Raw genomic sequence first — 21,204 nt, forward strand, 5'->3', positions numbered from 1 at the left:
TTTCGATTCGAACCGCCTCCTTTACTGGAAGAGAAAGACACTTTTAATCTTGTCAAATAGCGTGTTAATTAAAAATGCAACATGAAATAAAATGACGACAAAACCGACAAGGATAACCCAATTTGCAATATCCTCCCGCTTTAATTCTTTTAGTACAGTATGAATGAAAGCTAAAACAATGCCGATTCCGGCGATTTGAAATATTAATCCAACATCAATGGACATCGCCTTTCTCCCCCCTATAGCAGTAAAATTACAATAAGTAGCCCTGCTAGTACCCCTAAGCTCTTAATCATTTTTTCGTATTGCAGTTGTAGCGCTTTCGCTTCTCCTTCTTCTCTCTCCAAATGTGTAATACATAAGCGAATATGTTTTTGTTGTGATTCACGATCATGTTGTCCGAGCGTTTCACCAAATTGCTGCAGTATTTCATACTCAGTTTGTTGAAATGCAGTTAACTTCCAGTTCTCTTTCAAACTATCTATCCACGCTTCTCTTACTGTTTGTTCCCCGCTTTGTAGTCTTCTGGCGAAACTTTGAAATATCCAATTTAATGGCTTTGGCATTTGTTTAACTAATCGCTCGGCAGCCTCAGATAAAGGTGTGTGTCCATACATAATTTCTGCTTCTAATGATTGAAGTGCTGATTTTAATAATCTAAGTTGCCTCGGCCTCTCACTATATCTTTTAGCGTATGAAAACCCGAAAAAGGTGCTGACCGCAACGATTAACACTGCACCGAATATTTTCACCATACGCCCTCAGCCTTTCTACTTGATAACACTGGTTTTCCATATTTATCTTTCACCTGCATGACCGTTCCTGGACCCCTCGCTTTTGACAACTCCACAAACCTATCAAATATACCAAGCTCTAGCACTGCCTTTAGCGATGGACGTCTCACAACATCCTCATAGGAAAATCCGTGTGCACTTATAAAAAGCTGAACACCTGCATGCACTGCCTCCATAATTGCTTCACTATCTTCTTTACGGCCAATTTCATCTACGATCAAAATATCAGGACTCATAGAACGAATCATCATCATCATTCCTTCTGCCTTTGGACACGCGTCTAACACATCGACTCGGGTACCAAAATCATATTGCGGGATCCCTTTCACACAGCCAGCAATTTCTGACCGTTCATCAACGATCCCCACTTTACAAGAAGGAATTTCCGAAGCACTTACTCCTTGACTCATGCAACGAGCTACATCTCTTAAAAGTGTCGTTTTTCCCGTTTGCGGAGGGCCAATTACCATCGTGTTTAACCATCTTTTTTCATACAAATATGGCAAAAGCGGTTCAGCAATCCCTATTTTTTGACGAGCAATACGAATATTAAAGGAAGAGACATCACGAATCATTTTCACTGCGCTTTTTTCTGTAATGACTTTTCCCGCTAATCCGATTCTATGCCCCCCGCGAAGTGTCACATACCCACGTTTTAATTCCTCTTCCATCGTATAAATTGAGAATTGACTTAACTTATTCAGTAAGTAAATAGCATCCTCTGCAGTAGTGATATAGTCATAAAAAAACACCTTTCCGTGTGCAATACACTCTAGCGGTCTTCCAATTCGAACACGAATTTCCTCTAAAGCATCGTATTGCTTACATTCTTCAATTAAGTACTTCATCGTTTTTGGTAAAACTTCTAATACCTCTTTCATCGGCTTCTCCCCACTATACTCGACTTACTATTTCAGTAATGCGATAAAAATACAGCAAATTCCAAGCGCTAGAAAAAAGAGCTTCAAGAAAGAAATTTCACTTGCTACACTCGCTATCCCAATTGTCATTGTTAAAATTAATACGGTAGGTCCAACAAACGCTAACATACCATTTATAAACAACGCTTTCTTCGCATCATTCACATAAAGCATAAGCAAAGCAGCAAATATCTCCGCACTACCTGAAAATAATCGAAGTGCTCCCATAACAAGCACGGATGTTTCCATTGCCGCTAGCCACTGTTTCATTCTTCCACCTTCTCCCGTAACAGTTACTAACTTCGTATTCTTAAAAAGAATATATTTGTACAACCATATGCAGAGGTTGTCTATTTCAGAAGTAAAAACATAATTTTTCTCTAAAGCCCGAATTAGAATCTGAATATTCATATTATTTTATGGTATATTATGGTACATTTAGTTTAAAAGGGGTATAAACCATGCAGCACGTTACTTTATTACCACTCGATTTACGCTATACAAATGTGATTTTCGAGCTATCAAGTGATCCACATATAAAAAATGCATTAGGGATAACGGTAGAAAACATCGAAGACACAAAAGCATTTCTTCTTTTCGCAATAGAAGAAGAACATCAAAAGAAATCCTTATCGAGAATGATTGTGAATGAAGAGAATGAAATAATTGGCCTCACCACACTTAAACATATTAATGATGAGAAGAAGCAATCTCACATTGGTAGTTGGCTCGGCTATCCGTACTGGGGAAAAGGCTATAACGAGGCTGCTAAAAAAGAAATCTTTAAAATCGCCTTTTTAGACTTACAACTTTCCTACGTATTTGCTGGTGCTAAAACGAATAATACCCGCTCGTTAAAAGCACAAGAAAAACTACCTTATATTTCATTGCATGTGGAAAACAAGTTTCCAGACGAATACGCTGCACTAGAGAAAGAAGTAAAGTCAACTTGCTCTTTGCATGTCGTGTCACGTGAAAATTTTTTAAACTGGTTGAGATTACAGAATGAGGGGGAAAAATATGAAGACATTGAAAATTAGTTTAACCGTTGTAGTAGAATTAGCTCTTATTTATCTTTTTTCCTTATTGGTCGGTTGGTCATTTATAGAGACATTTTTCCTTGGTAGTTTAGCAATATTTGCAATTATGTGGTTAATTATTATGAGTAACCATAGAAATAATATTACAGATCACGCAATAAGTAAAACATTAACTGGTGTTGAGACTGGCGAAATAAAACCATTTCAAATTGTTTTGACTCCATCTATTATGGGTACTCTTTCACTTGTTTTAGTCAGTTTTATTATAACAGCTATTTACTATCTACCCTATTTCCTATAAAAAAAGCACTCGTGAATTATCACGAGTGCTTTTCTACTATGCACGAGAAACGTATTTACCTTCACCAGTGTTGATGATAAGCATTTCGCCTTCGTTAATGAAGATTGGTACCTGTACAACAAGACCAGTTTCTAATGTAGCTGGTTTTGTTACGTTAGAAGCAGTATCACCTTTAATACCAGGCTCTGTTTCTGTAACTTGTAATTCAACTGTGTTTGGAAGTTCAACACCAAGTACTTCGCCTTGATAAGTCATGATTGCTACTTCCATGTTTTCTTTTAGGAATTTAAGCTCGCGCTCGATTTGTTTTTCACCAAGCTCGATTTGCTCATAAGTTCCGTTATCCATAAATACGTGAGCCTCACCACTTGCGTATAAGTATTGCATACGACGGTTTTCGATGTGTGCTTTTTCTACTTTCTCACCTGCACGGAATGTTTTCTCCTGAACAGATCCTGTGCGAATGTTACGTAGTTTAGAACGAACGAATGCAGCACCTTTACCTGGCTTTACGTGTTGGAAATCAAGTACTTGCCAAAGGGCATTGTCCACTGAAATTGTTAAACCTGTACGAAAATCGTTTACTGAAATCATGTAAAAAAATCCTCCTGTGTATTACAAAATAATAAGTTCTTTTGGTGATTTCGTAATTACTTCATTACCTTCACTTGTCACAATGATATCATCTTCAATACGTACGCCGCCAATACCTGGAATATAAATACCTGGTTCTACTGTTACAGCCATACCGGGTTCAAGTACTGTATCAGAACGGAACGCTAAACCTGGCGCTTCATGGATTTCAAGACCTATTCCATGACCAGTAGAGTGTCCAAAGTATTCACCATATCCTTTTTCCGTTATGTAATCACGCGTTAGCGCATCAGCCTCGCGACCTGTTAAACCAGCTTTAATACCGTTCACACCACGTAGTTGTGCTTCTAAAACGATATTATAAATTTCTTTTAATTTATCAGATGGTTCACCGACTGCAATCGTACGAGTAATATCAGAGCAATATCCTTTGTAATAAGCGCCGAAGTCTAATGTAACGAAATCTCCTGTTTCTATCACTTTTTCAGATGCCACGCCGTGCGGTAATGCCGAACGAAGACCTGAAGCAACGATAATATCAAACGAAGAAGATGTTGCTCCTTGTTTTCTCATGAAAAATTCAAGTTCATTTGACACTTCAATTTCAGATACTCCCGGGCGAATGAATGATAGAATATGCTCAAAGGCAGCATCTGCAATCTGTGCAGCTTCCTTTAATATCTTAATCTCTGAATCAGTCTTTATCAAGCGTAACTTTTCTACAAGTCCAGAAGTTGGGATAAATTCAGCATCAATCGCTTCCTTATGCGCTGAATAAGAACTATATGTAAGAGTATCTTGCTCAAAACCAAGCTTTTGAATTCCAAGCTCTTTCACTTGCTTTGCCACTTCATCAATGATTAATCCTGCGTGCTGTACAATCTCATATCCAACCGCTTGTTTACTTGCCTGCTCGACGTAACGGAAATCTGTAATAAATTGCGCACGATCTTTTGAAATAAGAACTACACCTGCTGTTCCTGTGAAGTTAGCCATATATCTACGACTATGTTCATTTGTTAACAAAATACCGTCAATGCCAGCCTCACCAAATGCACTTCGTAATCTTTCAATTTTCTCCATTACTTTATGCCTCCCTCAATTTCTCCATTAATGCAAATAACGCTAACTTATAGCCATAAAAACCAAATCCAACAATTTGTCCTGCACAAACAGCTGCCGTCACAGATTCGTGACGGAACGATTCACGCTGATGAATGTTAGAAATATGTACTTCAATAACAGGAATCGAAATGCTCGCAATGGCATCACGAATCGCATAGCTATAATGCGTAAATGCTCCCGGATTTAAAATGATCCCTTCATATATATCTTCCGCTTCATGAATAATGTCGATAATGGCACCTTCATGATTCGATTGGAAACATTCTAACTCCACTCCCATTGTTTCCGCTTCTTGCTTCATATCTGCTTCAAGTGTCGCTAGCGTGCCCTTTCCATATACATTTACCTCACGAACACCGAGGCGATTTAGGTTAGGACCGTTTACGAGGAGTAACTTTTTCATATTCTTAAAACTCCTTAATATTAAATATCTATACAATATTTTAACATAGGAGTTACTTATTTGAATAGTTCGTCTTCTCTCGCCCTTCTTGTTCTACTTTATTGCTATTTACTGCGTAAGAAACAGAATATGCTATAAACACACCATACAATATAAAAATACATATTGTCGTTACAATTGTCTCTTTTGGTAAATGGAGCGCACTTTTAATAACAGGAGCCATTAAACCCATCCCCAAAAACAGTAATGTCCACCAAAATAATCCATAAATAATTCCCACAATAATCCCTTCAAACTTCGCAAAAAATGCTTTATACAAAAAGGCAATCAAAATTGAAAGAAGTCCCATACAAACTATTCCTGACACATTCCCCCATACACCTTCCTTCCAACTTCCAAACGCAAATGGTAAAAGGAAATAATTCGGTCCCGCCTCCGTGAATGAAAATATATGAAGGAAATACCATATCCCGCCCCAAAAGATTCCACCAAACAAACCGATTTGTACAAAATTCCTTGTTCCTAATTGTTCTTGACTCACATCGACACCTCCGCTCAATAGTATGCCCGAAACTATTTTGAAGCATGTTTAAATCCTGCGAAATTTGTCTATAAAAAGAATAAGAAATGTCCGACTCTCATAACATTTTCCCTTGTCATCTACTTGTATTTGCCGATAAAATAAAGGAAACTCGGTGATTGTCTTATTTCAAAACGACAGAACCCAGTATGACAATTGCCTCTTTTTCTACATAAGAGAGAAACAAATACAGGTTGGTGTTAACATGGCAGAAGAGTCAAAACAAATATATGGCGGGCAAGCGGTCATAGAAGGAGTTATGTTTGGCGGTAGAGAATATACTGTTACAGCGGTTCGTCGTAAAGATAAATCGATTGAATTTTATCGATTACCACGCGTTCGTAATAAAGTATTATCTATCCTAAAAAAAATTCCATTTTTACGAGGTATTGCCGCTATTGTGGATGCAAGTGCGAATGGAGCAAAGCATTTAAACTTCGCTTCAGAACGATTTGACGTCCACCCAGAAGATGATGAACAAATTGCAAATAAAAAAGAAGAACAATCAAAATTAACGATGGTATTAGGAGTTGCAGCTGTTGGCGTTTTATCTTTCATATTCGGTAAAGTCATCTTCACAGCAGTTCCTGCACTATTAGCTGAATTAACGAGACCGATTTTCCCATCTCATACTGGGCAAATCATTGTCGAAAGTGTCATTAAGCTCATGCTATTATTGAGCTATATATACTTTATTTCTTTAACCCCACTTATTAAGCGGGTATTTCAGTATCACGGTGCAGAGCATAAGGTAATCAATGCTTATGAGAATAACCTTCCTCTGACTGTAGAATACGTTCAAAAGCAAACTCGCCTCCATTATAGATGCGGCAGTAGCTTTATTATATTTACAGTCATTATTGGAATGTTCGTTTATTTTCTAGTCCCTACAGATCCTCTTTGGGCACGAGTTATAAACCGAATTTTATTAATTCCAGTTGTACTTGGTATTTCTTTTGAAGTATTGCAATTTACAAATCGATTAAGAGATATTCCCGTATTACGCGTACTTGGATATCCTGGGTTATGGCTACAACTATTAACAACGAAAGAACCAACAGATGACCAAGTGGAAGTAGCAATTGCATCGTTTGAAGAATTATTACGTTTAGAGAACAAACAATAATTATTTAAAAATGGTGTTCAACTCCTTTCCTCATCGTTAATATACTAATTTTAATATACGTTTTTAGGAGGTGTCCCTTATGAACGGTCGTTCGTTTACTTTCGCTATATTTGTGCTTATTATTGGATTGGCAATATTCGGCCTTGTTTCATCTGTTATTACAAATCCCATGGGTGTATTAAGAAATATCGGGTACATGTTACTTGTTGTCGGTATCTTTTACTTGCTATACAAGATGTTTACAAATTCCAGTGGTTCCGCAAATTCGCAAAGCTCATATAAGCGTGCGGCAAAACAATCGAACCGCAAACATGGGAAACAAAATGTAGCACCCCTAGGCAATTCTTTCTTTAAGTCAAATACTTCTAATGACAAAAGTAAAAAAGGGAATTCTTCCACTTTGAAACGAAAAAGAAAACAGTCTCATTTAACTGTCATTGAAGGCAAAAAAAGTAAAAAGAAAGACCGTGCTTCCTTTTAGGAAATACGGTCTTTTTTTATACTTTGAAGCACTTCTTTTAAACTTTTCTCTCTCATACTTTCAATTCGAAGATGATGATTTTTAAATGGTAAATTCCGTGTCACATCATTAGGTACAACAACGCACGTTAATCCCGCTGCAACTGCTGCTCTCAATCCATTTAATGAATCTTCAAATACAACAGCTTCAGATGGCTTAATTCCTAATTCTTCTATTGCAACTCGATAAAGAGCTGGATCTGGTTTTACCTTCTCAACATCTTCTCTCGTTTTAATTACTTCAAAATATTCTCGAATCTGTAGCTCTTCTAAAAAATGAATAACCCATTCTCTAGACGAACTAGAAGCTAGTGCGATTTTTAATCCCATTTCTTTCGCTTCTTCTAAATATTCTTTTACCCCGTCACGAGCTTCTGGTATTTTCATTTTCTCTTTATGTAAAGTTGCCACTTTTTCTTTTAATACACTTTTGTTAAACTTCTCTTTTAATTGATCATTTAAATATGCATAAAGTACCTCATCTGTTGTTCCAATGCATTTCGCAAATTCCTCTAAAGGTAGTTCCCCGCCGTATTCACGAACAGCATCTCTGAAAGAGTGAAACCATATCGTTTCTGTGTCCACAATTAATCCATCAAAATCAAAAATAATTGCTTTCATAATTCTCCCATCCTTTTCGAATTGAAATAAAAAAGGAAACGCCATCCGTTCCCCTTAATTACTTTTCTCTTCATTTGCTTTTTGAACACCACGAAGTGTTTCCACTCGAACCTCATCTTGTTCAAAGTATTGTACTAAATCACCGATACGGTCAATTGATTCCCAACTTAAATGATGTTCAATTCCTTCTACATCATTATAAATTTTGCTTTCATCCACACCGATAATGCGCATAAACTGTTCTAACAATTCATGTCGATATACGAGACGTTCCCCGATTTTTTTACCTTTTGATGTTAATACAAGCCCTCTATATTTTTCATAAATTAGATATTCGTCTTTGTCTAATTTTTGTACCATTTTTGTTACAGAGGATGGATGTACACTAAGCGCTTCAGCAATATCAGATACACGGGCATAACCCTTTTCATCAATCAACAAATAAATTTGTTCAATATAATCTTCCATACTAGGGGTAGGCATCGGTTTCCTCCATCCAATTTCATTTTGCTTATTCCGTACGAAGCAATCAATAAAATGATACACCAGAAAGAATAACGTGACAAGGTGGAAACGAGCCTAAATCTGCAAAAGTGAAAAGAACCTGTATTCAAATACAAGTTCCTTTCATGTAAAATATTGAATTTCTGCGTCAGGAAAAAAGTGATGAATATATCCTCGAATCGTTTCCTCCAATACTTCTGCTTCATCTTTTTTATATACATATTTCCCAATTCCATATCGTCCCCATTTATACTTTCGCTTCTCTTCATCCATTTCAAGCTTCGTATTTGGATAACGCTCTTGAATAACCTTTTTCGCTGGTTTCGTAAAACGATGCTGAATTAATTCAAACGTTAAATTTGGTATCGTCATATCTTTCAGCGCATTGTACAGTCGCTCAAATAGTTCACGATATCCTTCTTCCCATCCTTCATGCATATAAAGTGGCGCGACTATAAAACCAAGTGGATAACCTGCACCTGCTACTTTACGTGCCGCCTCAATTCGCTCCTCAAATGGCGATGTCCCTGGTTCAAAATTTTTAATTACATATCGTGAATTTATACTAAACCTGAAACGAGTTTTCCCATTATGCTTTGCATCTAATAAATGATCAACGTGCGAATATTTCGTGACGAAACGTAAGCGCCCATATTCACTTTCTCCAATGAATTCAATCGCCCGCTTTAATGCATGTGTTAAATGATCAATCCCAACAATGTCTGATGTACACGCTGCTTCAAATCTTGTTATTTCAGGTGCCCTTTCATCCATATATTGCTTTGCCTTCTCAAATATTTCATCAAGATTGACATACACACGAACGTAAGGCTTACTCCCAAGTGTTGTTTGCAAATAACAATAATGACAATGTCCCATACACCCTGTTGCGAGCGGAATTGCATATTCAGCTGACGGTTTTGACGTATCAAACTTTAGCGTCTTCCTTACTCCAACGACAAGCGTAGCCTTTGCATTACGATACTTTTGCAAATCATTTTCTCCTGGCAAATTTCTAATTTGATTATGTGATGTCGTTTCACGAATTTCTAATCCCATCTTCGTAAACTTCTCATAAAGCTCTTTTCCAAGTGGATATTCAAGTGCCTTTGGTTCAAAGTAAACGAGTTTTGGCATAAATGGTTTCATGTGCTTCCCTCCCTCTCGTTAGTATGGGAAACGTTGAAAAATTAACACGCATTAAAGTTTTCCACTTCAGTAACTTGCGTTGCAAGTTACTGAATGTTATAATTTAGATAACAGCTACCTTGCAACGCAAGTTACCTGAGTAAAAGGTGGTGAAATCATGCACAGCCAAATGTTAAAAGGTGTGCTCGAAGGTTGCATCCTATACATCATTTCACAAGAAGAAGTGTACGGATATGAACTGAGCACAAAATTAAATAAACACGGATTTACATTCGTAAGCGAAGGAAGCATATATCCGTTATTGTTACGTATGCAAAAAGAAAAATTGATTGAAGGAACATTAAAAGCCTCCTCACTCGGTCCAAAACGAAAATATTATCACGTAACCGATAAAGGATTAGAGCAGCTTGAAGAATTTAAACAAAGCTGGGGAATGGTTTCAACTACGGTAAATAACTTATTACAGGGGGAGTGATAGGGATGAATGCACAAGACATGATTGAATTGAATAATAAAAAACGTGAGCTTCTAACTTCCGAAAACGAGGCTGCTTATGGTGATATGTTAGTATATCTTCGAATATCAAACGTACCCGAGCAACAAATGGAGGAACTGTTACTAGAAATATTAGATCACCTCATCGAAGCACAAGGAGAAAATAAAAACGCTTATGACATCTTTGGAGATAATTTACAATCTTATTGCGATGAACTTATATCAGCTTTACCAACTCAAACAAAGTTAGAAAAAACCTCTTTAATTGGATTTTCTATTAGCTTACTTCTTGCTATACAGTTTGGCATAAATGCAATTATTTCATTTTTTATGTTTCTATTTGAAAAAAACAATACATTATCAAGTCCGCCTTTTAGCATCCTTGGAACTACTTTGTCTGTTTCAATAATTATACTAGGTATACTATTTCTTTTATATTTATTAAAGCGTTACTCCTTTGATCAGAAAATGAATTGGAAAAGAAGAATTCTATTTGGATTCGCATTTGCTACTCCATTTTGTTCCGCTGTATTCTTAAATATTTATTTCCAAAAGCAACCTTATCTCATTTATCATCTAAATTTCTGGCAAAATGCTTTAATTGCTATCTTATTTTTTATTTTATATAAATTACTATATAAAAAATCAAATTTTTAACAGCCCTTCAAAAGGCTGTTTTTTCTTCTGTCTAATTTTACAAATTGAAAAATTTCATAAAGAAAATAAGAAAAATGCAAAATAATTAAAGTTAATTGTTGACGTGATGCTTTTATTATCGGTATCATAAATCTTCGTGAGCAATTATTTTTCGTTATACGATTTTTTTATTATTACTGAATTTTTGAGAGGAGAAATTAGATGTCAGTTAAGAAGAAAACGCAAGTACGCACCGGCAAAATGGTACGTGAACTAATGTTAGCAGACGAAGATGTAAATGCTTCGCTAATTATGGTATATAGTGAAAACGGTGTAAACGCAGAAATTAAAATCGAGGGCTTAACGCCGAAATGTAACGAAGAATTATTTTTGAGCGGAAACGTGGATTGGAACAAGAGTGTTATTTATAAAATTGTTGATTTCACTGGAAACGCTGAAGTTGGTAAAGTTACATTAACAGCGATGAACAAAAACAATGTTTCTCTAGAAATTGAACGCGTTATGTGGAGTAAAGAAAATAAAGAAGCTGCCGAGCAAGAAGAAACACAGGTAGAAGCAGCACCAAAAAAAGAAGTAGTTGTAGAAGCTCCAAAAGCAATTACACCTGCTCCTAAGCCTGTTACGCGTGTGGAAACACCTGCTATGGCACCTAAACCTACTCCGGTACCGAAGCCAGTAAGCGTAGAAGCAGCTGTAGAACTAGCTACTCCAGCGCCTGTAAAAAAAGCAGTCCCTACTCCAGTTACAAAGCAAGAGACAGCACCGGTTGCTCCTGCAAAACCGAAGCAGCCTGCTTTGACTGAAACAAATTCAAAACTACAAGAAAATTATGTTAAACTCGTGAAAAAGACAATTGAAGTTTGTCAAGATTACGAGCTTGGCATCGACATAGATGATTCTATTGAAAGCTTAAAAGAAGAACTACAAAGCCAAGGTATTAGCGTTACATTTGACAAAGAAATTATGGACGTTGTAAGTCGCCTTCGTTCTTTACAAGATAAAGGAATCAAAGTAGAAAAAGTACTTAATTTACTATAAAAAAATAAGAGGTGGCAATTGCCATCTCTTATTTTTTATAATTCCACTCATTACTTTCATACTTTTCTTTCGCTAACGTTTGAACTTCATGTAACTGTTCTTCTGTTAATTCATATGGAACAAGTTCTACATCCAATCCTTTTTCAAAACCAACTTCAAACGCTTTAATTAACTGTTCTATCGTAAATGTACGGTCTGTTAATTCATTAATTGCTACTGCTTTAGAAGAGAACATACTCTTCATACGTTCCTTCACACGTTCATTTGGGAATAAAAATAGATCATATAGTTCATCTAAATCAATTTCTAATGGAATCGATCCATGCTGTAAAATAACACCTTTTTGACGTGTTTGAGCACTACCAGCAATTTTTCTTCCTTCCACTACAATTTCATACCAAGATGGTGCATCAAAACATACACCTGAACGTGGATTTTTCAAATTTTCACGATCTGCTTCTGTTTTTGGAACTGCATAATATGCTTCTAACCCTAATGCCTTAAAACCATCTAATAAGCCTTGCGAAATAACACGATATGCTTCTGTAACTGTTTTCGGCATTTTCGGATGATCTTCAGACACAATAACACTATACGTTAACTCTTTGTCATGTAGTACACCCCTGCCGCCTGTTTGACGACGAACGAATCCATATTTCTTTTCGTTAACTACATCCATATTAATATCTTTCTCAACACGTTGAAAATATCCAACTGTTAATGTTGGTACTTCCCATTCATAAAAACGAATTGTTGGTGGCATTTTCTTTTCACTTTGCCAATTTAACAAACATTCATCTAACGCCATATTAAATGCCGGTGAACATTGACCAGAGTTAATATAACACCATTTTTCTTTTCCCATCCTGCACCTCATATAACCAATTATTTTTCACATTCTCTAGTCTACCAAATTCGACAAAATTTGTGAAAGAATACGAAATTTCTTCTTATATGCAAATGAATCTGTTGCATAAATACATATGGGCATTATAATATTGAAAGTAGGATAAGAAAAAAGGGAGCGATAGAATCGTGTCAACAACTTGGATTATTTTATTAGCCGTAATCGTAGCATTTATCGGCTACACTGTATGGATGTACTTCTATCAGAAAAAATTAATTAAAACTCTTACAGAAGAAGAATTTCGCGCTGGCTACCGTAAAGCACAGCTTATCGATATTCGTGAAGCAGACGAATATAACGCAGGGCATATTTTAGGTGCACGTAACATTCCGTTATCACAAATTCGCCTTCGCCATAAAGAACTTCGTCAAGATCAACCTGTTTACTTATATTGCCAAAGCGGATTCCGTACAGGTCGTGCAGCGCAATACTTAAAAAAACAAGGCTACAAAGATTTCTACCAATTACAAGGTGGATTTAAATCTTGGACAGGCAAAATTAAAAAGAAATAATAACATACAAAAAACTAGCTGAATAAATCAGCTAGTTTTTTCATTTCATCTTATTCGCAATGTATAATAAATTCTGCTTGATTACCTTTTCATCGTTCTCTTCTACATTCCGATACAGCAGCTGATATTCAATTCCTTTCTCTTTCCATATAAGCGTAGCAAATTCGTCACCACGTTCATAATCATCTTTATTTTTAAAATAAGCAGACGTTCCATTATTCAGTTTCATTTGTTCTTGAAATCGCTTCTCTTCCATAAGATCCGGAAAACTATAAGGAAAGTTCGCGACATTTAACTCAATATACTCATTTCTACCTGGCTCCTTCTGTTTATATTTAATCGTTAAGACAGCGTTCTTTTTCCCAAGCGTTCTTACTTCACCCTTCACATCACTTGTAATGTCGTACGGTAAAAACGTTGGAACTTTAAACTTCACCGGAAAATATTTTGGAAGTTCCTTTAGCGGAATAGGATCCGTAACACGATCCATAGCTCCTCCTGTTGTTCCCACAAAGTGTTTTTCTTCTTGCATCGTTTGCTGAAACGAACACGAACTAAGTACAAAACTAGAAAACACGAAACAAATGATTCTTTTTTTCAATTTGTTTCCGCCCTTTCATACCGCTCTCTTAACGAACGAAGCGTTGATATGCTCTTCATATTCGCTTTGTCATCAAACTCCACCTTTGAAAACTTTCTACGTTATTCTCACACATTTTGACAACACTTTTTGCAAACAAAAAAGACCCCCTATCATTCTTACGCCCAAGTGAAAAGGTTACGCGAATAAAAAGAAGTCTTATTAATACCATAGTTTGTGAAAAGCTTTTCAGGTCAAGATTTTTTCTTTCTTATTATTTTCCCTTTATAATAAGTGAAAGAGGTGATACATATGGCCAATATAAAACAAATTGCTAAAACTGCTGGTGTATCGATATCAACTGTTTCTCGTGTCCTGAATAATCACCCTTACGTAAAAGAAGAAAAGCGTAAGCGTGTTCTAGATGCTGTTGAAGAATTAAACTACGCAAAAAATATAAATGCTGTCCATTTAATAAGAGGGAAAACATATACAATTGGCGTTATGCTTCCTTTCATTAACCTCCCCTACTTCAGTACCATTATTGAAGGAATCGGTAACGAAGCATTATTAGCTGGATATCACATTAATTTATGCCAAACAAATTACGATAGCCTTGAAGAAATTCGTGTTCTTGAAATGATGAAAATGAAACAATTTGATGGGATGATTATTTGCTCCCGAACGAGCTCTTGGGAACAAATCGAACCTTTCGCAAAATTTGCCCCTATTATTTCATGTGAAAAAATGAAGCACCCCCTCATTTCATCCATCTACGTAGATCATTATGAAGGTTTCCGTCTCGGTACTGCCTATTTACTAAGTAAAGGCCATGAAAAAATCGGAATTTGTTTAGCAAGAAAAACAAGTGTAAATTCCATGGAGCGCGAAAAAGCGTTCGCCGATACCCTTCGTAACGAAGGGAAAACGTTGCATCCTGAATGGATTTTCCACCAATGCTATACAATGCAGGACGGAGCACAAATACTCCATCGTATTTTAAATATGAAAAATCGTCCAACTGCTATTTTTACAGCGAACGATCAAGTTGCAGCTGGTTTATTAACAGAGGCTCGAAAACATGGCATTCGAGTACCTGAAGACCTTGCTATCCTCGGATTTGATAATCATGAAATTTCAAAGGCATTAGAAATTTCCACAATTGAACATCCCGGTCTCGCAATGGGCTCACATGCTTTTTCTTTATTCCATAAGCAGATCCAAAGCGAGCAAATTGTCGGCAGTGCAAAAGAACTTTCATTCCATTTAATTGAGCGAGAGACTGTCTAAAAAGAGCGTTACCTATAACGCTCTTTTTCAGCTCTTCACCTATTGACATTATATTTTTCATCTCATATAATGAACCTAACGAACGGTAGGTAGGGGATGAAAATGACAGCAAACCGCATTAAAGCTGTAGCACTTTCTCATTTCGCACGCTACGGCTATGAAGGAACTTCATTGGCAAATATTGCTCAAGAAGTTGGGATTAAAAAACCATCGATTTACGCACACTTTAAAGGAAAAGAAGAGCTATATTTCATATGCTTAGAATCTGCTCTCCAAAAAGATTTGCAGAGCTTCACAGGCGATATTGAAAGCTTTTCCAATTCGTCTACTGAAGAATTGCTTTTAAAATTATTAAAAGGCTATGCAAAACGCTTTGGTGAAAGTGAAGAATCAATGTTTTGGTTACGAACTTCTTATTTTCCGCCTGATGCATTTCGCGAACAAATTATTAATAAAGCAAATGTACACATTGAAAACGTCGGAAAACTTTTATTCCCTGTATTTAAAAGAGCAAGCGAACAAGATGAGCTGCATAACATTGAAGTAAAAGACGCCTTAGAGGCTTTTCTATGCTTACTCGACGGTCTTATGGTTGAACTACTATACGCAGGTTTAAATCGTTTTGAGACACGTTTAGACGCTTCTTGGAAAGTATTTTGGCGCGGACTTTCAAACTGACGGATTGCTCCTTTGCAATGCGTCGTTTTTAAGCCCTTTACCTAACGACTGGTAGGAAGGAGAAATGACATATGGCATGGATTTATGTAATCATCGCTGGTATTATTGAAATCTTTTGGGTGATTGGACTAAAAAAAGCAGAGGCACCACTTGAATGGGCTGGTGTTGCTCTATTAATTACAATTAGTTTCGTCTTATTATTTAGAGCTTATAAAGATTTACCTGTCGGCACTGTATACGCAGTCTTTACAGGAATTGGAGCTGGTGGAATTGTTCTTACAGAGATTTTCATCTTCGGAGAACCTTTCTCTATCGTAAAAGTTTTATTAATCGGTTTAATCTTCTTCGGAGTAATTGGTTTAAAACGAGTAACAGAAGAAAAAGAAGCGAAGGAGGCCGCATAAAATGGCTTGGGTATTTTTAATTCTAGCTGGTATTTGTGAAATTATTGGTGTACTCTTTATGAAAGTAGCCACTGAAAAGAAAGGCTGGGCACCAAAAGTTATTTTAATCGCTAACTTCGGCGTAAGCTTCTTCTTCTTATCTCTTGCGATGAACACATTACCGATGGGAACTGCTTACGCAATTTGGACTGGAATCGGAACTGCTGGAAGTGCACTTCTAGGCATTCTCATTTTCCGAGAATCAGCGGATTGGCGTCGTCTTGCTTTCTTAAGCTGCATTCTATGCGGCGCTGTTGGCTTAAAACTATTAAGCTAACGTGAGGTGAATGTCATGTGGAAAGAAAAAGGAAAGAAAATATTAGCATGGATCACACTTGGTATCGTCATTCTATTACAAATAAGTTTTCATATAATAGAATGGTTGTTTCATAAAGTAGTATCCATTCTTACCTTCCTTCCTAGCATGGCACTTGAAATTGCATCTATTGCTTGGTCAATTATTGCCTCCATTGCAATCGTCATTATATGGAGTATCGCCAAGCTATGGAATAAGTTATTTAAAAAGGACAGTACTTCTGAAAAAGAGTAACTGTCCTTTTTTGTATTCATTCAGATTTTCTATAAAAGTTAGATGCAATAAGACAAAGAAGACCAACTATGACAATACTTATACCAATTCCTTTATGCAAATTAGGAAACGGTGATGGTATGTCTGAATAAAAACTTGCTAATATGAGACCGATTGAAACAAAAAGTACCCCTATTCTATATAACCATTTTCTTTTGTTCATCATTCTCCCCTCCTAAAATTTTTCATACACTCCTTTCTTTTGGACATACTACCTAAAAAAGGAGTGAATAATATGCAAAATTCTATACATAAGCAAATCCTATTTTTATTTTTCCTATTTCTTATCCTCATCATCGTTTTCAGCTTTATATTACATACTCCGAAAGATGTACCAAATAGCGTTTCTTTTTATAAACTACTGCTCTCGTATTGTCGTTATTGAAGAAGGTGCCTTTTTTAAGGCACCTTTTAAAATTCTCTTTTTTCATATATTTTTACTGAAGCGAAGATAGATGCTATGAACATGCATATTGAACCAATGAATAACAAGCTGTTATATAGCTGAATTTGTTCTAGGTTGATTCCAAAGAAAATAGAAGAAACAGCCATAGGTGCTATTAGTATAAAAATCGCAATAAAAATAGTTTTCTTATACCCTAGCCAAAAGGATAGCGGTAAAACCAAACTTAAATACACTAAAATAAAGCTAATACTAGCAACTATTGTCGTTTCAATAAATTCAAATAAGTTAACCCCACTCTTCATTCCCATCGTGAAACAACCGACCGTTACACTTATAAAAAGAATAATAATTGCTACTATATATTTCGCATACACAATTTGTTTTCTCAATATTGGTAAACTATTTACTATAACTTCACTCTCATTTTTACTATCTGCTTCAAATGTTTTTACTGTTGCCCCAATTGTAATAATTACTGACATAATGATGAATAAATTTTCCGTATCTGTTAAGGCCATATAAAAGAAAACAGGATACAGTATGTACCAAATTAAAAATTTCCATTGAATGATGAAATCTTTTAAAATTAGTTGCTTGATCATGTATTACACCTCCTAATATGCAAATGTCCCTTCTATAACTCTGCCTCCTGAAACATTTTCATTGAGAGGAACATTGATATGAATATACTCACTAATACTCCGATACCAAGAAGACCCATTGCTAGTGTAGCCTCTTGAGAGTGGAGTACTTTTAGCATAATTATTTTATCACCAAAAATATTGCACATAAGGCCAATCATACCCATTAAAGGAAAAAACATAATCACATTCAAGGCAGTAATAGCTTTATATCCCCCAATGTAATTAACAGGTATCGTTACTACACAATAAATCAAAGTTGCTACTATTGCTGAAAACACTGCATATCCAGGCATGACTATATCCCTGCCCAATAAAATATTTCCTAATATTAAGACTATAAAAGTTACACTCAAACCAGCCATAATAAATAATGTGCTTGAAATATATTTAGCTATAATTATCTCTTTTCTCGTTATAGGCAAGCTCACTAATACTTTTTCCGCTTTACTTTTCTCTTCATAATAAAAAGAAATATATATAATCGTACTACATGTTATAAATAATCCTATTGCAATCCCCATTGGTTCGACGGAATCCTTAAAAATAGATAAAATGGGTATTAAAAAATAGAAAGGAAACATCTTCTTCTGTAAGAAAAACTCCTTCAAAATCAATTGTTGCATATAGATTCTCCTCTCTATAAATCACGTGCTCCGTAAATTTTAATTGTAAGAAACATAGAAGCGATATAAATACTAACTAATGTAATGAATCCAACTATAACTACACCAAGATGTAATGGATTCACAATCCAATCAATAAATGATGTCGTAGCGCTTTCTCCGTCACCAATAAACATTCCAATAATAACACCTATCCCAGCGGCTCCACCTGTAAATATTCCACGTACTACTTTTGATTTTGTCCCATAATAACTCGGGAATAATGCTGTAATATAAACTAAAGAATATACAGCACCTCTGACTACTACATACCAAGGAATTTCAATATACAAATTTGGATGATACACTCCAATATCACCAATGACGGCGATACCTCTTATAAGAAAAACAACTAGCATAGTAGAAATCATGCCACCTACAATGAATATTACACCCGAAATATATTTAGCAATAATGATATCCTTTCGTCCAACAGGTAAACTATTTATAATAACATCACTTTTATTTTTTTCATCCATCGCTATTAGTATCATAGAAGATGATATCGTTATGAGTAAGCAACTCATCGGAAATAACAATTCACCATCTGGATCTAATCCAAAGAAAACAAGGGGCATAATAAAATACACTAACCACATAACCCGAAAAAAGAACAAATCTTTATAGATTAGCTGACGCATAAGCACCTCTCCCTTTCGCAGTGTAAACGATGATATCGTCTAATGTAGGCTTTTCTAGTACAACCTCATTTCCAAACCAATCGATAATTGCTTGTTTATCCTTCGCTAAACCTTCGAAACCGAATTTATTTTTTCGTAATCCAACAAATAGTTCTTTTCCTTCTCGATCTAATAAATCATTGCTTCCCTTTACGATTACGTAGTTCTCCATTAATTCATCTTTTTCACCAGTAAATATAATTTCTCCATCGTTGATAAACGTAATATAATCTGCAATACGTTCTAAATCCGTTGTAATGTGGGTTGAGAATAATACAGATACTTCATCTTCCATTACAATTTCTTGCAACATATCAAGTAATTCACTTCGGACAACTGGATCTAATCCTGCTGTCGGCTCATCCATAATGATAAACTCTGCATGATGTGAAAGTGCGATGGCAATCGCAAACTTCATTTTCATCCCTTTAGATAGCTCTTTAATTTTTTTATACTTTGGAACTTGCAATCTTTGCATATACGATTGGTATTGATTTTCGTCCCACTTTTTATATAACGGTGCAATAATACGTTTCATTTGTTCACACGTTAAATCTTCGTAATAATGATTTTCATCATATACAAAACCAATATTTTGTTTTATGTCCTTTTCAGCTTTCTTATTGTCTTTGCCAAAAATTTTTATATCGCCGCTATCTTTTCTAATTAAATTCATAATCATTTTGATCGTTGTACTTTTCCCAGCACCATTTGGTCCGACAAACCCCATAATATATCCTCGTGGTAATGCAAAACTTATATTGTTCACTGCAAAATCTTGATAACTTTTACAAACATTTTTTAGCTCTAACATCTCTTATTCCCCCTTATATAAACACGCAATCATCTGCTGCAATTCTTCAAGTGAAAGCTGCAACACTTTACTTTCTTTTACGATTTCTTCAGCCTTACTTTCCAATAGACGTAGCCGCTGTTCTTTTAATAGTTCATTATTTTTACGTGAAACATAAGTCCCCTTCCCAGCAACAGTTTCTATATATCCTTCTTTTTCAAGCTCCTCGTACGCACGCTTCGTTGTAATTACACTAATTTGCAATTCCTTCGCTAAGCTACGAATAGACGGTAATTGGTCTCCACCCTTTAAACCACCATTTAAAATAAGCTGGCTTAATTGTTTTCTTATTTGCACATAAATAGGGTCTTGGGAAGAATTCGAAATAATAATATTCATGTTTTCCTCCAGTGTGTGTATATACTGTATATACCTTATATATACAGTATATACACAGCATCCTATTTTTGGCAAGAAAAAAAGACCAACATTTTCCTGTTGGTCTTTCGTATATGTATCACTTTTCAAAGCGATCTAACATCTCATCTCTCATTCCGAAACTTACTACTGCAATTCCTATATACATAAACAGAAGGAATGCCGGATGAACCGTGTTGTACCAGCTGCTGTCAACGATTAAATAAATCGTTAATGCCACAACAAGAACAAACGCTAAGATAAACATATAAAAGTGTCTTGTACTACCCATGATAAACTCCTCTCTTCTCACTTCACCATTCAACAGTTTATTTTATCGAATAATTCGATATGACTCAAGGTTAACTTTCTGTTATGTAATCAAGTTCCACCTTTACAATGTCCTCACATGCTATTGAAATGATTGTTCCTTGTTTATCAATCGCCGTCACTTCTCTATTATCCATTACACGATTTGCTACTCTTTCTAACACTTTTCCTTGGTCTCGATAGCAAAATTCTTTTACATCTTTAATTGTTTCTCCATTTTCTAAATGGTATACCATTCTATAACATCGATATCCCACACTTTCACCCCCGTCTTGTTCGTTTTTTCACATATACATAAAAATGAGTAAGCTTTGCCTCATCACATCTTCTTAATTTCAATAAAATTCTAACAAAAATAAATACTTTTATCAAACCGACTTTTTCAACAAAACTACCTATAAAACTAC

34 protein-coding genes are annotated in these 21,204 nt (G+C 35.6%); 13 read left to right on the forward strand and 21 right to left on the reverse strand.

The window, feature by feature from the left end:
* Positions 1–21 precede the first annotated feature (21 nt).
* Genes spoIIIAC through ACS2FK_RS02620 form a run of 4 tightly spaced genes read right to left on the reverse strand, consistent with a single transcriptional unit; the run spans position 22 to position 1,984 of the window.
* Positions 22–225, reverse strand: a complete 204-nt coding sequence (gene spoIIIAC, locus ACS2FK_RS02605; RefSeq protein ID WP_000020914.1) for a stage III sporulation protein AC — start codon at positions 223–225, stop codon at positions 22–24.
* 14 nt (positions 226–239) lie between these two features.
* Complete coding sequence (gene spoIIIAB / locus ACS2FK_RS02610) at positions 240–755, reverse strand: stage III sporulation protein SpoIIIAB (protein ID WP_000238703.1); 516 nt, start codon at positions 753–755, stop codon at positions 240–242.
* On the reverse strand, positions 749–1,675 hold the full coding sequence (gene spoIIIAA / locus ACS2FK_RS02615) for a stage III sporulation protein AA (protein WP_000665907.1): 927 nt from the start codon (positions 1,673–1,675) through the stop codon (positions 749–751). The genes spoIIIAB and spoIIIAA overlap by 7 nt, the downstream gene beginning before the upstream one ends.
* 27 nt (positions 1,676–1,702) lie before the next feature.
* Positions 1,703–1,984: a YqhV family protein gene (locus ACS2FK_RS02620; protein ID WP_000816050.1), complete on the reverse strand. Its 282-nt coding sequence runs from the start codon at positions 1,982–1,984 to the stop codon at positions 1,703–1,705.
* A 191-nt stretch (positions 1,985–2,175) separates the two neighbouring features.
* Between ACS2FK_RS02620 and ACS2FK_RS02625 the strand changes: the two genes are divergently transcribed.
* Entirely contained in the window at positions 2,176–2,754 is a 579-nt protein-coding gene (locus ACS2FK_RS02625; RefSeq protein ID WP_023522996.1) for a GNAT family N-acetyltransferase, read from the forward strand.
* Positions 2,735–3,055 carry a hypothetical protein gene (locus ACS2FK_RS02630; protein ID WP_063548620.1) on the forward strand — a complete coding sequence of 107 codons (321 nt, stop codon included), beginning with the start codon at positions 2,735–2,737 and terminating at the stop codon, positions 3,053–3,055. The genes ACS2FK_RS02625 and ACS2FK_RS02630 overlap by 20 nt, the downstream gene beginning before the upstream one ends.
* 36 nt (positions 3,056–3,091) lie before the next feature.
* Here the strand turns inward: ACS2FK_RS02630 and efp are convergent, their stop codons facing one another.
* Genes efp through ACS2FK_RS02650 form a run of 4 tightly spaced genes read right to left on the reverse strand, consistent with a single transcriptional unit; the run spans position 3,092 to position 5,718 of the window.
* The gene (gene efp / locus ACS2FK_RS02635; RefSeq protein WP_000626513.1) at positions 3,092–3,649 is read right to left on the reverse strand and encodes an elongation factor P; all 558 of its coding nucleotides are present in this window, start codon (positions 3,647–3,649) and stop codon (positions 3,092–3,094) included.
* 21 nt (positions 3,650–3,670) lie between these two features.
* Positions 3,671–4,732, reverse strand: a complete 1,062-nt coding sequence (gene pepQ / locus ACS2FK_RS02640) for a Xaa-Pro dipeptidase (protein ID WP_000411057.1) — start codon at positions 4,730–4,732, stop codon at positions 3,671–3,673.
* A 4-nt stretch (positions 4,733–4,736) separates the two neighbouring features.
* Positions 4,737–5,177: a type II 3-dehydroquinate dehydratase gene (gene aroQ / locus ACS2FK_RS02645; RefSeq protein WP_000735140.1), complete on the reverse strand. Its 441-nt coding sequence runs from the start codon at positions 5,175–5,177 to the stop codon at positions 4,737–4,739.
* Between the two features lie 52 nt (positions 5,178–5,229).
* On the reverse strand, positions 5,230–5,718 hold the full coding sequence (locus tag ACS2FK_RS02650) for a YqhR family membrane protein (protein WP_063548622.1): 489 nt from the start codon (positions 5,716–5,718) through the stop codon (positions 5,230–5,232).
* 244 nt (positions 5,719–5,962) lie between these two features.
* On the opposite strand from ACS2FK_RS02650, the gene ACS2FK_RS02655 reads away from it, so the two are divergent.
* Both ACS2FK_RS02655 and ACS2FK_RS02660 read left to right on the forward strand, forming a co-directional pair.
* Positions 5,963–6,883 (forward strand): DUF1385 domain-containing protein, encoded by a 921-nt coding sequence (locus ACS2FK_RS02655; RefSeq protein WP_063548624.1) that lies wholly within the window; start codon positions 5,963–5,965, stop codon positions 6,881–6,883.
* A 79-nt stretch (positions 6,884–6,962) separates the two neighbouring features.
* A complete protein-coding gene (locus tag ACS2FK_RS02660; protein WP_001014463.1) occupies positions 6,963–7,364 on the forward strand; it encodes an SA1362 family protein in 402 nt (133 codons plus the stop codon).
* Here the strand turns inward: ACS2FK_RS02660 and ACS2FK_RS02665 are convergent.
* From ACS2FK_RS02665 to splB, 3 genes are all read right to left on the reverse strand, one after another.
* Complete coding sequence (locus tag ACS2FK_RS02665; RefSeq protein ID WP_053565474.1) at positions 7,361–8,023, reverse strand: HAD family hydrolase; 663 nt, start codon at positions 8,021–8,023, stop codon at positions 7,361–7,363. The genes ACS2FK_RS02660 and ACS2FK_RS02665 overlap by 4 nt on opposite strands.
* 54 nt (positions 8,024–8,077) lie before the next feature.
* Complete coding sequence (gene mntR / locus ACS2FK_RS02670) at positions 8,078–8,506, reverse strand: transcriptional regulator MntR (RefSeq protein ID WP_001143080.1); 429 nt, start codon at positions 8,504–8,506, stop codon at positions 8,078–8,080.
* Between the two features lie 144 nt (positions 8,507–8,650).
* Positions 8,651–9,676, reverse strand: coding sequence for a spore photoproduct lyase (gene splB, locus ACS2FK_RS02675; RefSeq protein ID WP_000802109.1), 1,026 nt, complete (start codon positions 9,674–9,676; stop codon positions 8,651–8,653).
* 157 nt (positions 9,677–9,833) lie between these two features.
* Between splB and ACS2FK_RS02680 the strand changes: the two genes are divergently transcribed.
* The 3 genes from ACS2FK_RS02680 (at position 9,834) to ACS2FK_RS02690 (ending at position 11,866) form a co-directional block, all read left to right on the forward strand.
* Positions 9,834–10,151, forward strand: a complete 318-nt coding sequence (locus ACS2FK_RS02680) for a PadR family transcriptional regulator (RefSeq protein WP_000556083.1) — start codon at positions 9,834–9,836, stop codon at positions 10,149–10,151.
* Between the two features lie 5 nt (positions 10,152–10,156).
* Positions 10,157–10,828, forward strand: a complete 672-nt coding sequence (locus tag ACS2FK_RS02685) for a DUF1129 family protein (RefSeq protein ID WP_000993586.1) — start codon at positions 10,157–10,159, stop codon at positions 10,826–10,828.
* A gap of 201 nt (positions 10,829–11,029) precedes the next feature.
* Positions 11,030–11,866: a hypothetical protein gene (locus ACS2FK_RS02690; protein ID WP_000111894.1), complete on the forward strand. Its 837-nt coding sequence runs from the start codon at positions 11,030–11,032 to the stop codon at positions 11,864–11,866.
* A 28-nt stretch (positions 11,867–11,894) separates the two neighbouring features.
* Here the strand turns inward: ACS2FK_RS02690 and ACS2FK_RS02695 are convergent, their stop codons facing one another.
* The gene (locus ACS2FK_RS02695) at positions 11,895–12,731 is read right to left on the reverse strand and encodes a lipoate--protein ligase family protein (protein WP_063548626.1); all 837 of its coding nucleotides are present in this window, start codon (positions 12,729–12,731) and stop codon (positions 11,895–11,897) included.
* Between the two features lie 170 nt (positions 12,732–12,901).
* On the opposite strand from ACS2FK_RS02695, the gene ACS2FK_RS02700 reads away from it, so the two are divergent.
* Complete coding sequence (locus tag ACS2FK_RS02700; protein ID WP_000108653.1) at positions 12,902–13,285, forward strand: rhodanese-like domain-containing protein; 384 nt, start codon at positions 12,902–12,904, stop codon at positions 13,283–13,285.
* A gap of 40 nt (positions 13,286–13,325) precedes the next feature.
* On the opposite strand, the gene ACS2FK_RS02705 is transcribed toward ACS2FK_RS02700, so the two are convergent.
* Positions 13,326–13,862: a hypothetical protein gene (locus ACS2FK_RS02705; RefSeq protein WP_033695179.1), complete on the reverse strand. Its 537-nt coding sequence runs from the start codon at positions 13,860–13,862 to the stop codon at positions 13,326–13,328.
* A 315-nt stretch (positions 13,863–14,177) separates the two neighbouring features.
* Here ACS2FK_RS02705 and ACS2FK_RS02710 point away from each other — a divergent pair, with 315 nt between their 5' ends.
* The 5 genes from ACS2FK_RS02710 to ACS2FK_RS02730 all read left to right on the forward strand — a co-directional run bounded on the left by ACS2FK_RS02710 (position 14,178) and on the right by ACS2FK_RS02730 (position 16,826).
* Positions 14,178–15,155, forward strand: a complete 978-nt coding sequence (locus tag ACS2FK_RS02710; protein ID WP_001273986.1) for a LacI family DNA-binding transcriptional regulator — start codon at positions 14,178–14,180, stop codon at positions 15,153–15,155.
* A gap of 96 nt (positions 15,156–15,251) precedes the next feature.
* Positions 15,252–15,833: a TetR/AcrR family transcriptional regulator gene (locus ACS2FK_RS02715; RefSeq protein ID WP_002005730.1), complete on the forward strand. Its 582-nt coding sequence runs from the start codon at positions 15,252–15,254 to the stop codon at positions 15,831–15,833.
* Positions 15,834–15,904: 71 nt separating this feature from the next.
* Positions 15,905–16,237 carry a DMT family transporter gene (locus tag ACS2FK_RS02720; protein ID WP_000312339.1) on the forward strand — a complete coding sequence of 111 codons (333 nt, stop codon included), beginning with the start codon at positions 15,905–15,907 and terminating at the stop codon, positions 16,235–16,237.
* A gap of 1 nt (position 16,238) precedes the next feature.
* The gene (locus ACS2FK_RS02725) at positions 16,239–16,553 is read left to right on the forward strand and encodes a DMT family transporter (RefSeq protein ID WP_000312623.1); all 315 of its coding nucleotides are present in this window, start codon (positions 16,239–16,241) and stop codon (positions 16,551–16,553) included.
* Positions 16,554–16,568: 15 nt separating this feature from the next.
* On the forward strand, positions 16,569–16,826 hold the full coding sequence (locus ACS2FK_RS02730) for a DUF3975 family protein (RefSeq protein WP_000265371.1): 258 nt from the start codon (positions 16,569–16,571) through the stop codon (positions 16,824–16,826).
* A 16-nt stretch (positions 16,827–16,842) separates the two neighbouring features.
* Here the strand turns inward: ACS2FK_RS02730 and ACS2FK_RS02735 are convergent, their stop codons facing one another.
* The 8 genes from ACS2FK_RS02735 to ACS2FK_RS02770 all read right to left on the reverse strand — a co-directional run bounded on the left by ACS2FK_RS02735 (position 16,843) and on the right by ACS2FK_RS02770 (position 21,033).
* Positions 16,843–17,031, reverse strand: coding sequence for a hypothetical protein (locus ACS2FK_RS02735; protein WP_003271658.1), 189 nt, complete (start codon positions 17,029–17,031; stop codon positions 16,843–16,845).
* Positions 17,032–17,276: 245 nt separating this feature from the next.
* Complete coding sequence (locus ACS2FK_RS02740) at positions 17,277–17,873, reverse strand: ABC-2 transporter permease (RefSeq protein ID WP_063548628.1); 597 nt, start codon at positions 17,871–17,873, stop codon at positions 17,277–17,279.
* Positions 17,874–17,905: 32 nt separating this feature from the next.
* The gene (locus tag ACS2FK_RS02745; protein ID WP_063548630.1) at positions 17,906–18,538 is read right to left on the reverse strand and encodes an ABC-2 transporter permease; all 633 of its coding nucleotides are present in this window, start codon (positions 18,536–18,538) and stop codon (positions 17,906–17,908) included.
* Between the two features lie 14 nt (positions 18,539–18,552).
* Positions 18,553–19,218 (reverse strand): ABC-2 transporter permease, encoded by a 666-nt coding sequence (locus ACS2FK_RS02750; RefSeq protein ID WP_063548632.1) that lies wholly within the window; start codon positions 19,216–19,218, stop codon positions 18,553–18,555.
* A complete protein-coding gene (locus ACS2FK_RS02755; RefSeq protein ID WP_000891323.1) occupies positions 19,199–20,071 on the reverse strand; it encodes an ABC transporter ATP-binding protein in 873 nt (290 codons plus the stop codon). The genes ACS2FK_RS02750 and ACS2FK_RS02755 overlap by 20 nt, the downstream gene beginning before the upstream one ends.
* 3 nt (positions 20,072–20,074) lie before the next feature.
* Positions 20,075–20,449, reverse strand: a complete 375-nt coding sequence (locus ACS2FK_RS02760) for a GntR family transcriptional regulator (protein ID WP_001021349.1) — start codon at positions 20,447–20,449, stop codon at positions 20,075–20,077.
* Positions 20,450–20,567: 118 nt separating this feature from the next.
* Positions 20,568–20,759, reverse strand: coding sequence for a hypothetical protein (locus ACS2FK_RS02765; RefSeq protein ID WP_000535933.1), 192 nt, complete (start codon positions 20,757–20,759; stop codon positions 20,568–20,570).
* 70 nt (positions 20,760–20,829) lie between these two features.
* On the reverse strand, positions 20,830–21,033 hold the full coding sequence (locus ACS2FK_RS02770) for a DUF3929 family protein (protein WP_000262496.1): 204 nt from the start codon (positions 21,031–21,033) through the stop codon (positions 20,830–20,832).
* Positions 21,034–21,204 lie beyond the last annotated feature (171 nt).

This window comes from Bacillus cereus group sp. BceL220 (assembly GCF_051776965.1).
Taxonomy (GTDB): domain Bacteria; phylum Bacillota; class Bacilli; order Bacillales; family Bacillaceae_G; genus Bacillus_A; species Bacillus_A cereus.

Excerpts from the sequence above, each read along its gene's own strand:
- ACS2FK_RS02750 (WP_063548632.1), bottom strand. The coding sequence starts at position 19,218 with ATGCGTCAGCTAATCTATAAAGATTTGTTCTTTTTTCGGGTTATGTGG.
- ACS2FK_RS02695 (WP_063548626.1), bottom strand. The coding sequence starts at position 12,731 with ATGGGAAAAGAAAAATGGTGTTATATTAACTCTGGTCAATGTTCACCG.
- ACS2FK_RS02655 (WP_063548624.1), top strand. The coding sequence starts at position 5,963 with ATGGCAGAAGAGTCAAAACAAATATATGGCGGGCAAGCGGTCATAGAA.
- ACS2FK_RS02630 (WP_063548620.1), top strand. The coding sequence starts at position 2,735 with ATGAAGACATTGAAAATTAGTTTAACCGTTGTAGTAGAATTAGCTCTT.
- splB (WP_000802109.1), bottom strand. The coding sequence starts at position 9,676 with ATGAAACCATTTATGCCAAAACTCGTTTACTTTGAACCAAAGGCACTT.
- spoIIIAB (WP_000238703.1), bottom strand. The coding sequence starts at position 755 with ATGGTGAAAATATTCGGTGCAGTGTTAATCGTTGCGGTCAGCACCTTT.
- ACS2FK_RS02745 (WP_063548630.1), bottom strand. The coding sequence starts at position 18,538 with ATGCAACAATTGATTTTGAAGGAGTTTTTCTTACAGAAGAAGATGTTT.
- pepQ (WP_000411057.1), bottom strand. The coding sequence starts at position 4,732 with ATGGAGAAAATTGAAAGATTACGAAGTGCATTTGGTGAGGCTGGCATT.
- ACS2FK_RS02730 (WP_000265371.1), top strand. The coding sequence starts at position 16,569 with ATGTGGAAAGAAAAAGGAAAGAAAATATTAGCATGGATCACACTTGGT.
- ACS2FK_RS02760 (WP_001021349.1), bottom strand. The coding sequence starts at position 20,449 with ATGAATATTATTATTTCGAATTCTTCCCAAGACCCTATTTATGTGCAA.
- ACS2FK_RS02725 (WP_000312623.1), top strand. The coding sequence starts at position 16,239 with ATGGCTTGGGTATTTTTAATTCTAGCTGGTATTTGTGAAATTATTGGT.
- ACS2FK_RS02660 (WP_001014463.1), top strand. The coding sequence starts at position 6,963 with ATGAACGGTCGTTCGTTTACTTTCGCTATATTTGTGCTTATTATTGGA.
- ACS2FK_RS02680 (WP_000556083.1), top strand. The coding sequence starts at position 9,834 with ATGCACAGCCAAATGTTAAAAGGTGTGCTCGAAGGTTGCATCCTATAC.
- ACS2FK_RS02770 (WP_000262496.1), bottom strand. The coding sequence starts at position 21,033 with ATGGTATACCATTTAGAAAATGGAGAAACAATTAAAGATGTAAAAGAA.
- aroQ (WP_000735140.1), bottom strand. The coding sequence starts at position 5,177 with ATGAAAAAGTTACTCCTCGTAAACGGTCCTAACCTAAATCGCCTCGGT.
- ACS2FK_RS02755 (WP_000891323.1), bottom strand. The coding sequence starts at position 20,071 with ATGTTAGAGCTAAAAAATGTTTGTAAAAGTTATCAAGATTTTGCAGTG.
- ACS2FK_RS02690 (WP_000111894.1), top strand. The coding sequence starts at position 11,030 with ATGTCAGTTAAGAAGAAAACGCAAGTACGCACCGGCAAAATGGTACGT.
- mntR (WP_001143080.1), bottom strand. The coding sequence starts at position 8,506 with ATGCCTACCCCTAGTATGGAAGATTATATTGAACAAATTTATTTGTTG.
- ACS2FK_RS02735 (WP_003271658.1), bottom strand. The coding sequence starts at position 17,031 with ATGATGAACAAAAGAAAATGGTTATATAGAATAGGGGTACTTTTTGTT.
- ACS2FK_RS02665 (WP_053565474.1), bottom strand. The coding sequence starts at position 8,023 with ATGAAAGCAATTATTTTTGATTTTGATGGATTAATTGTGGACACAGAA.
- ACS2FK_RS02765 (WP_000535933.1), bottom strand. The coding sequence starts at position 20,759 with ATGGGTAGTACAAGACACTTTTATATGTTTATCTTAGCGTTTGTTCTT.
- ACS2FK_RS02710 (WP_001273986.1), top strand. The coding sequence starts at position 14,178 with ATGGCCAATATAAAACAAATTGCTAAAACTGCTGGTGTATCGATATCA.
- ACS2FK_RS02625 (WP_023522996.1), top strand. The coding sequence starts at position 2,176 with ATGCAGCACGTTACTTTATTACCACTCGATTTACGCTATACAAATGTG.
- efp (WP_000626513.1), bottom strand. The coding sequence starts at position 3,649 with ATGATTTCAGTAAACGATTTTCGTACAGGTTTAACAATTTCAGTGGAC.
- spoIIIAA (WP_000665907.1), bottom strand. The coding sequence starts at position 1,675 with ATGAAAGAGGTATTAGAAGTTTTACCAAAAACGATGAAGTACTTAATT.
- ACS2FK_RS02720 (WP_000312339.1), top strand. The coding sequence starts at position 15,905 with ATGGCATGGATTTATGTAATCATCGCTGGTATTATTGAAATCTTTTGG.
- spoIIIAC (WP_000020914.1), bottom strand. The coding sequence starts at position 225 with ATGTCCATTGATGTTGGATTAATATTTCAAATCGCCGGAATCGGCATT.
- ACS2FK_RS02685 (WP_000993586.1), top strand. The coding sequence starts at position 10,157 with ATGAATGCACAAGACATGATTGAATTGAATAATAAAAAACGTGAGCTT.
- ACS2FK_RS02740 (WP_063548628.1), bottom strand. The coding sequence starts at position 17,873 with ATGATCAAGCAACTAATTTTAAAAGATTTCATCATTCAATGGAAATTT.
- ACS2FK_RS02715 (WP_002005730.1), top strand. The coding sequence starts at position 15,252 with ATGAAAATGACAGCAAACCGCATTAAAGCTGTAGCACTTTCTCATTTC.
- ACS2FK_RS02620 (WP_000816050.1), bottom strand. The coding sequence starts at position 1,984 with ATGAAACAGTGGCTAGCGGCAATGGAAACATCCGTGCTTGTTATGGGA.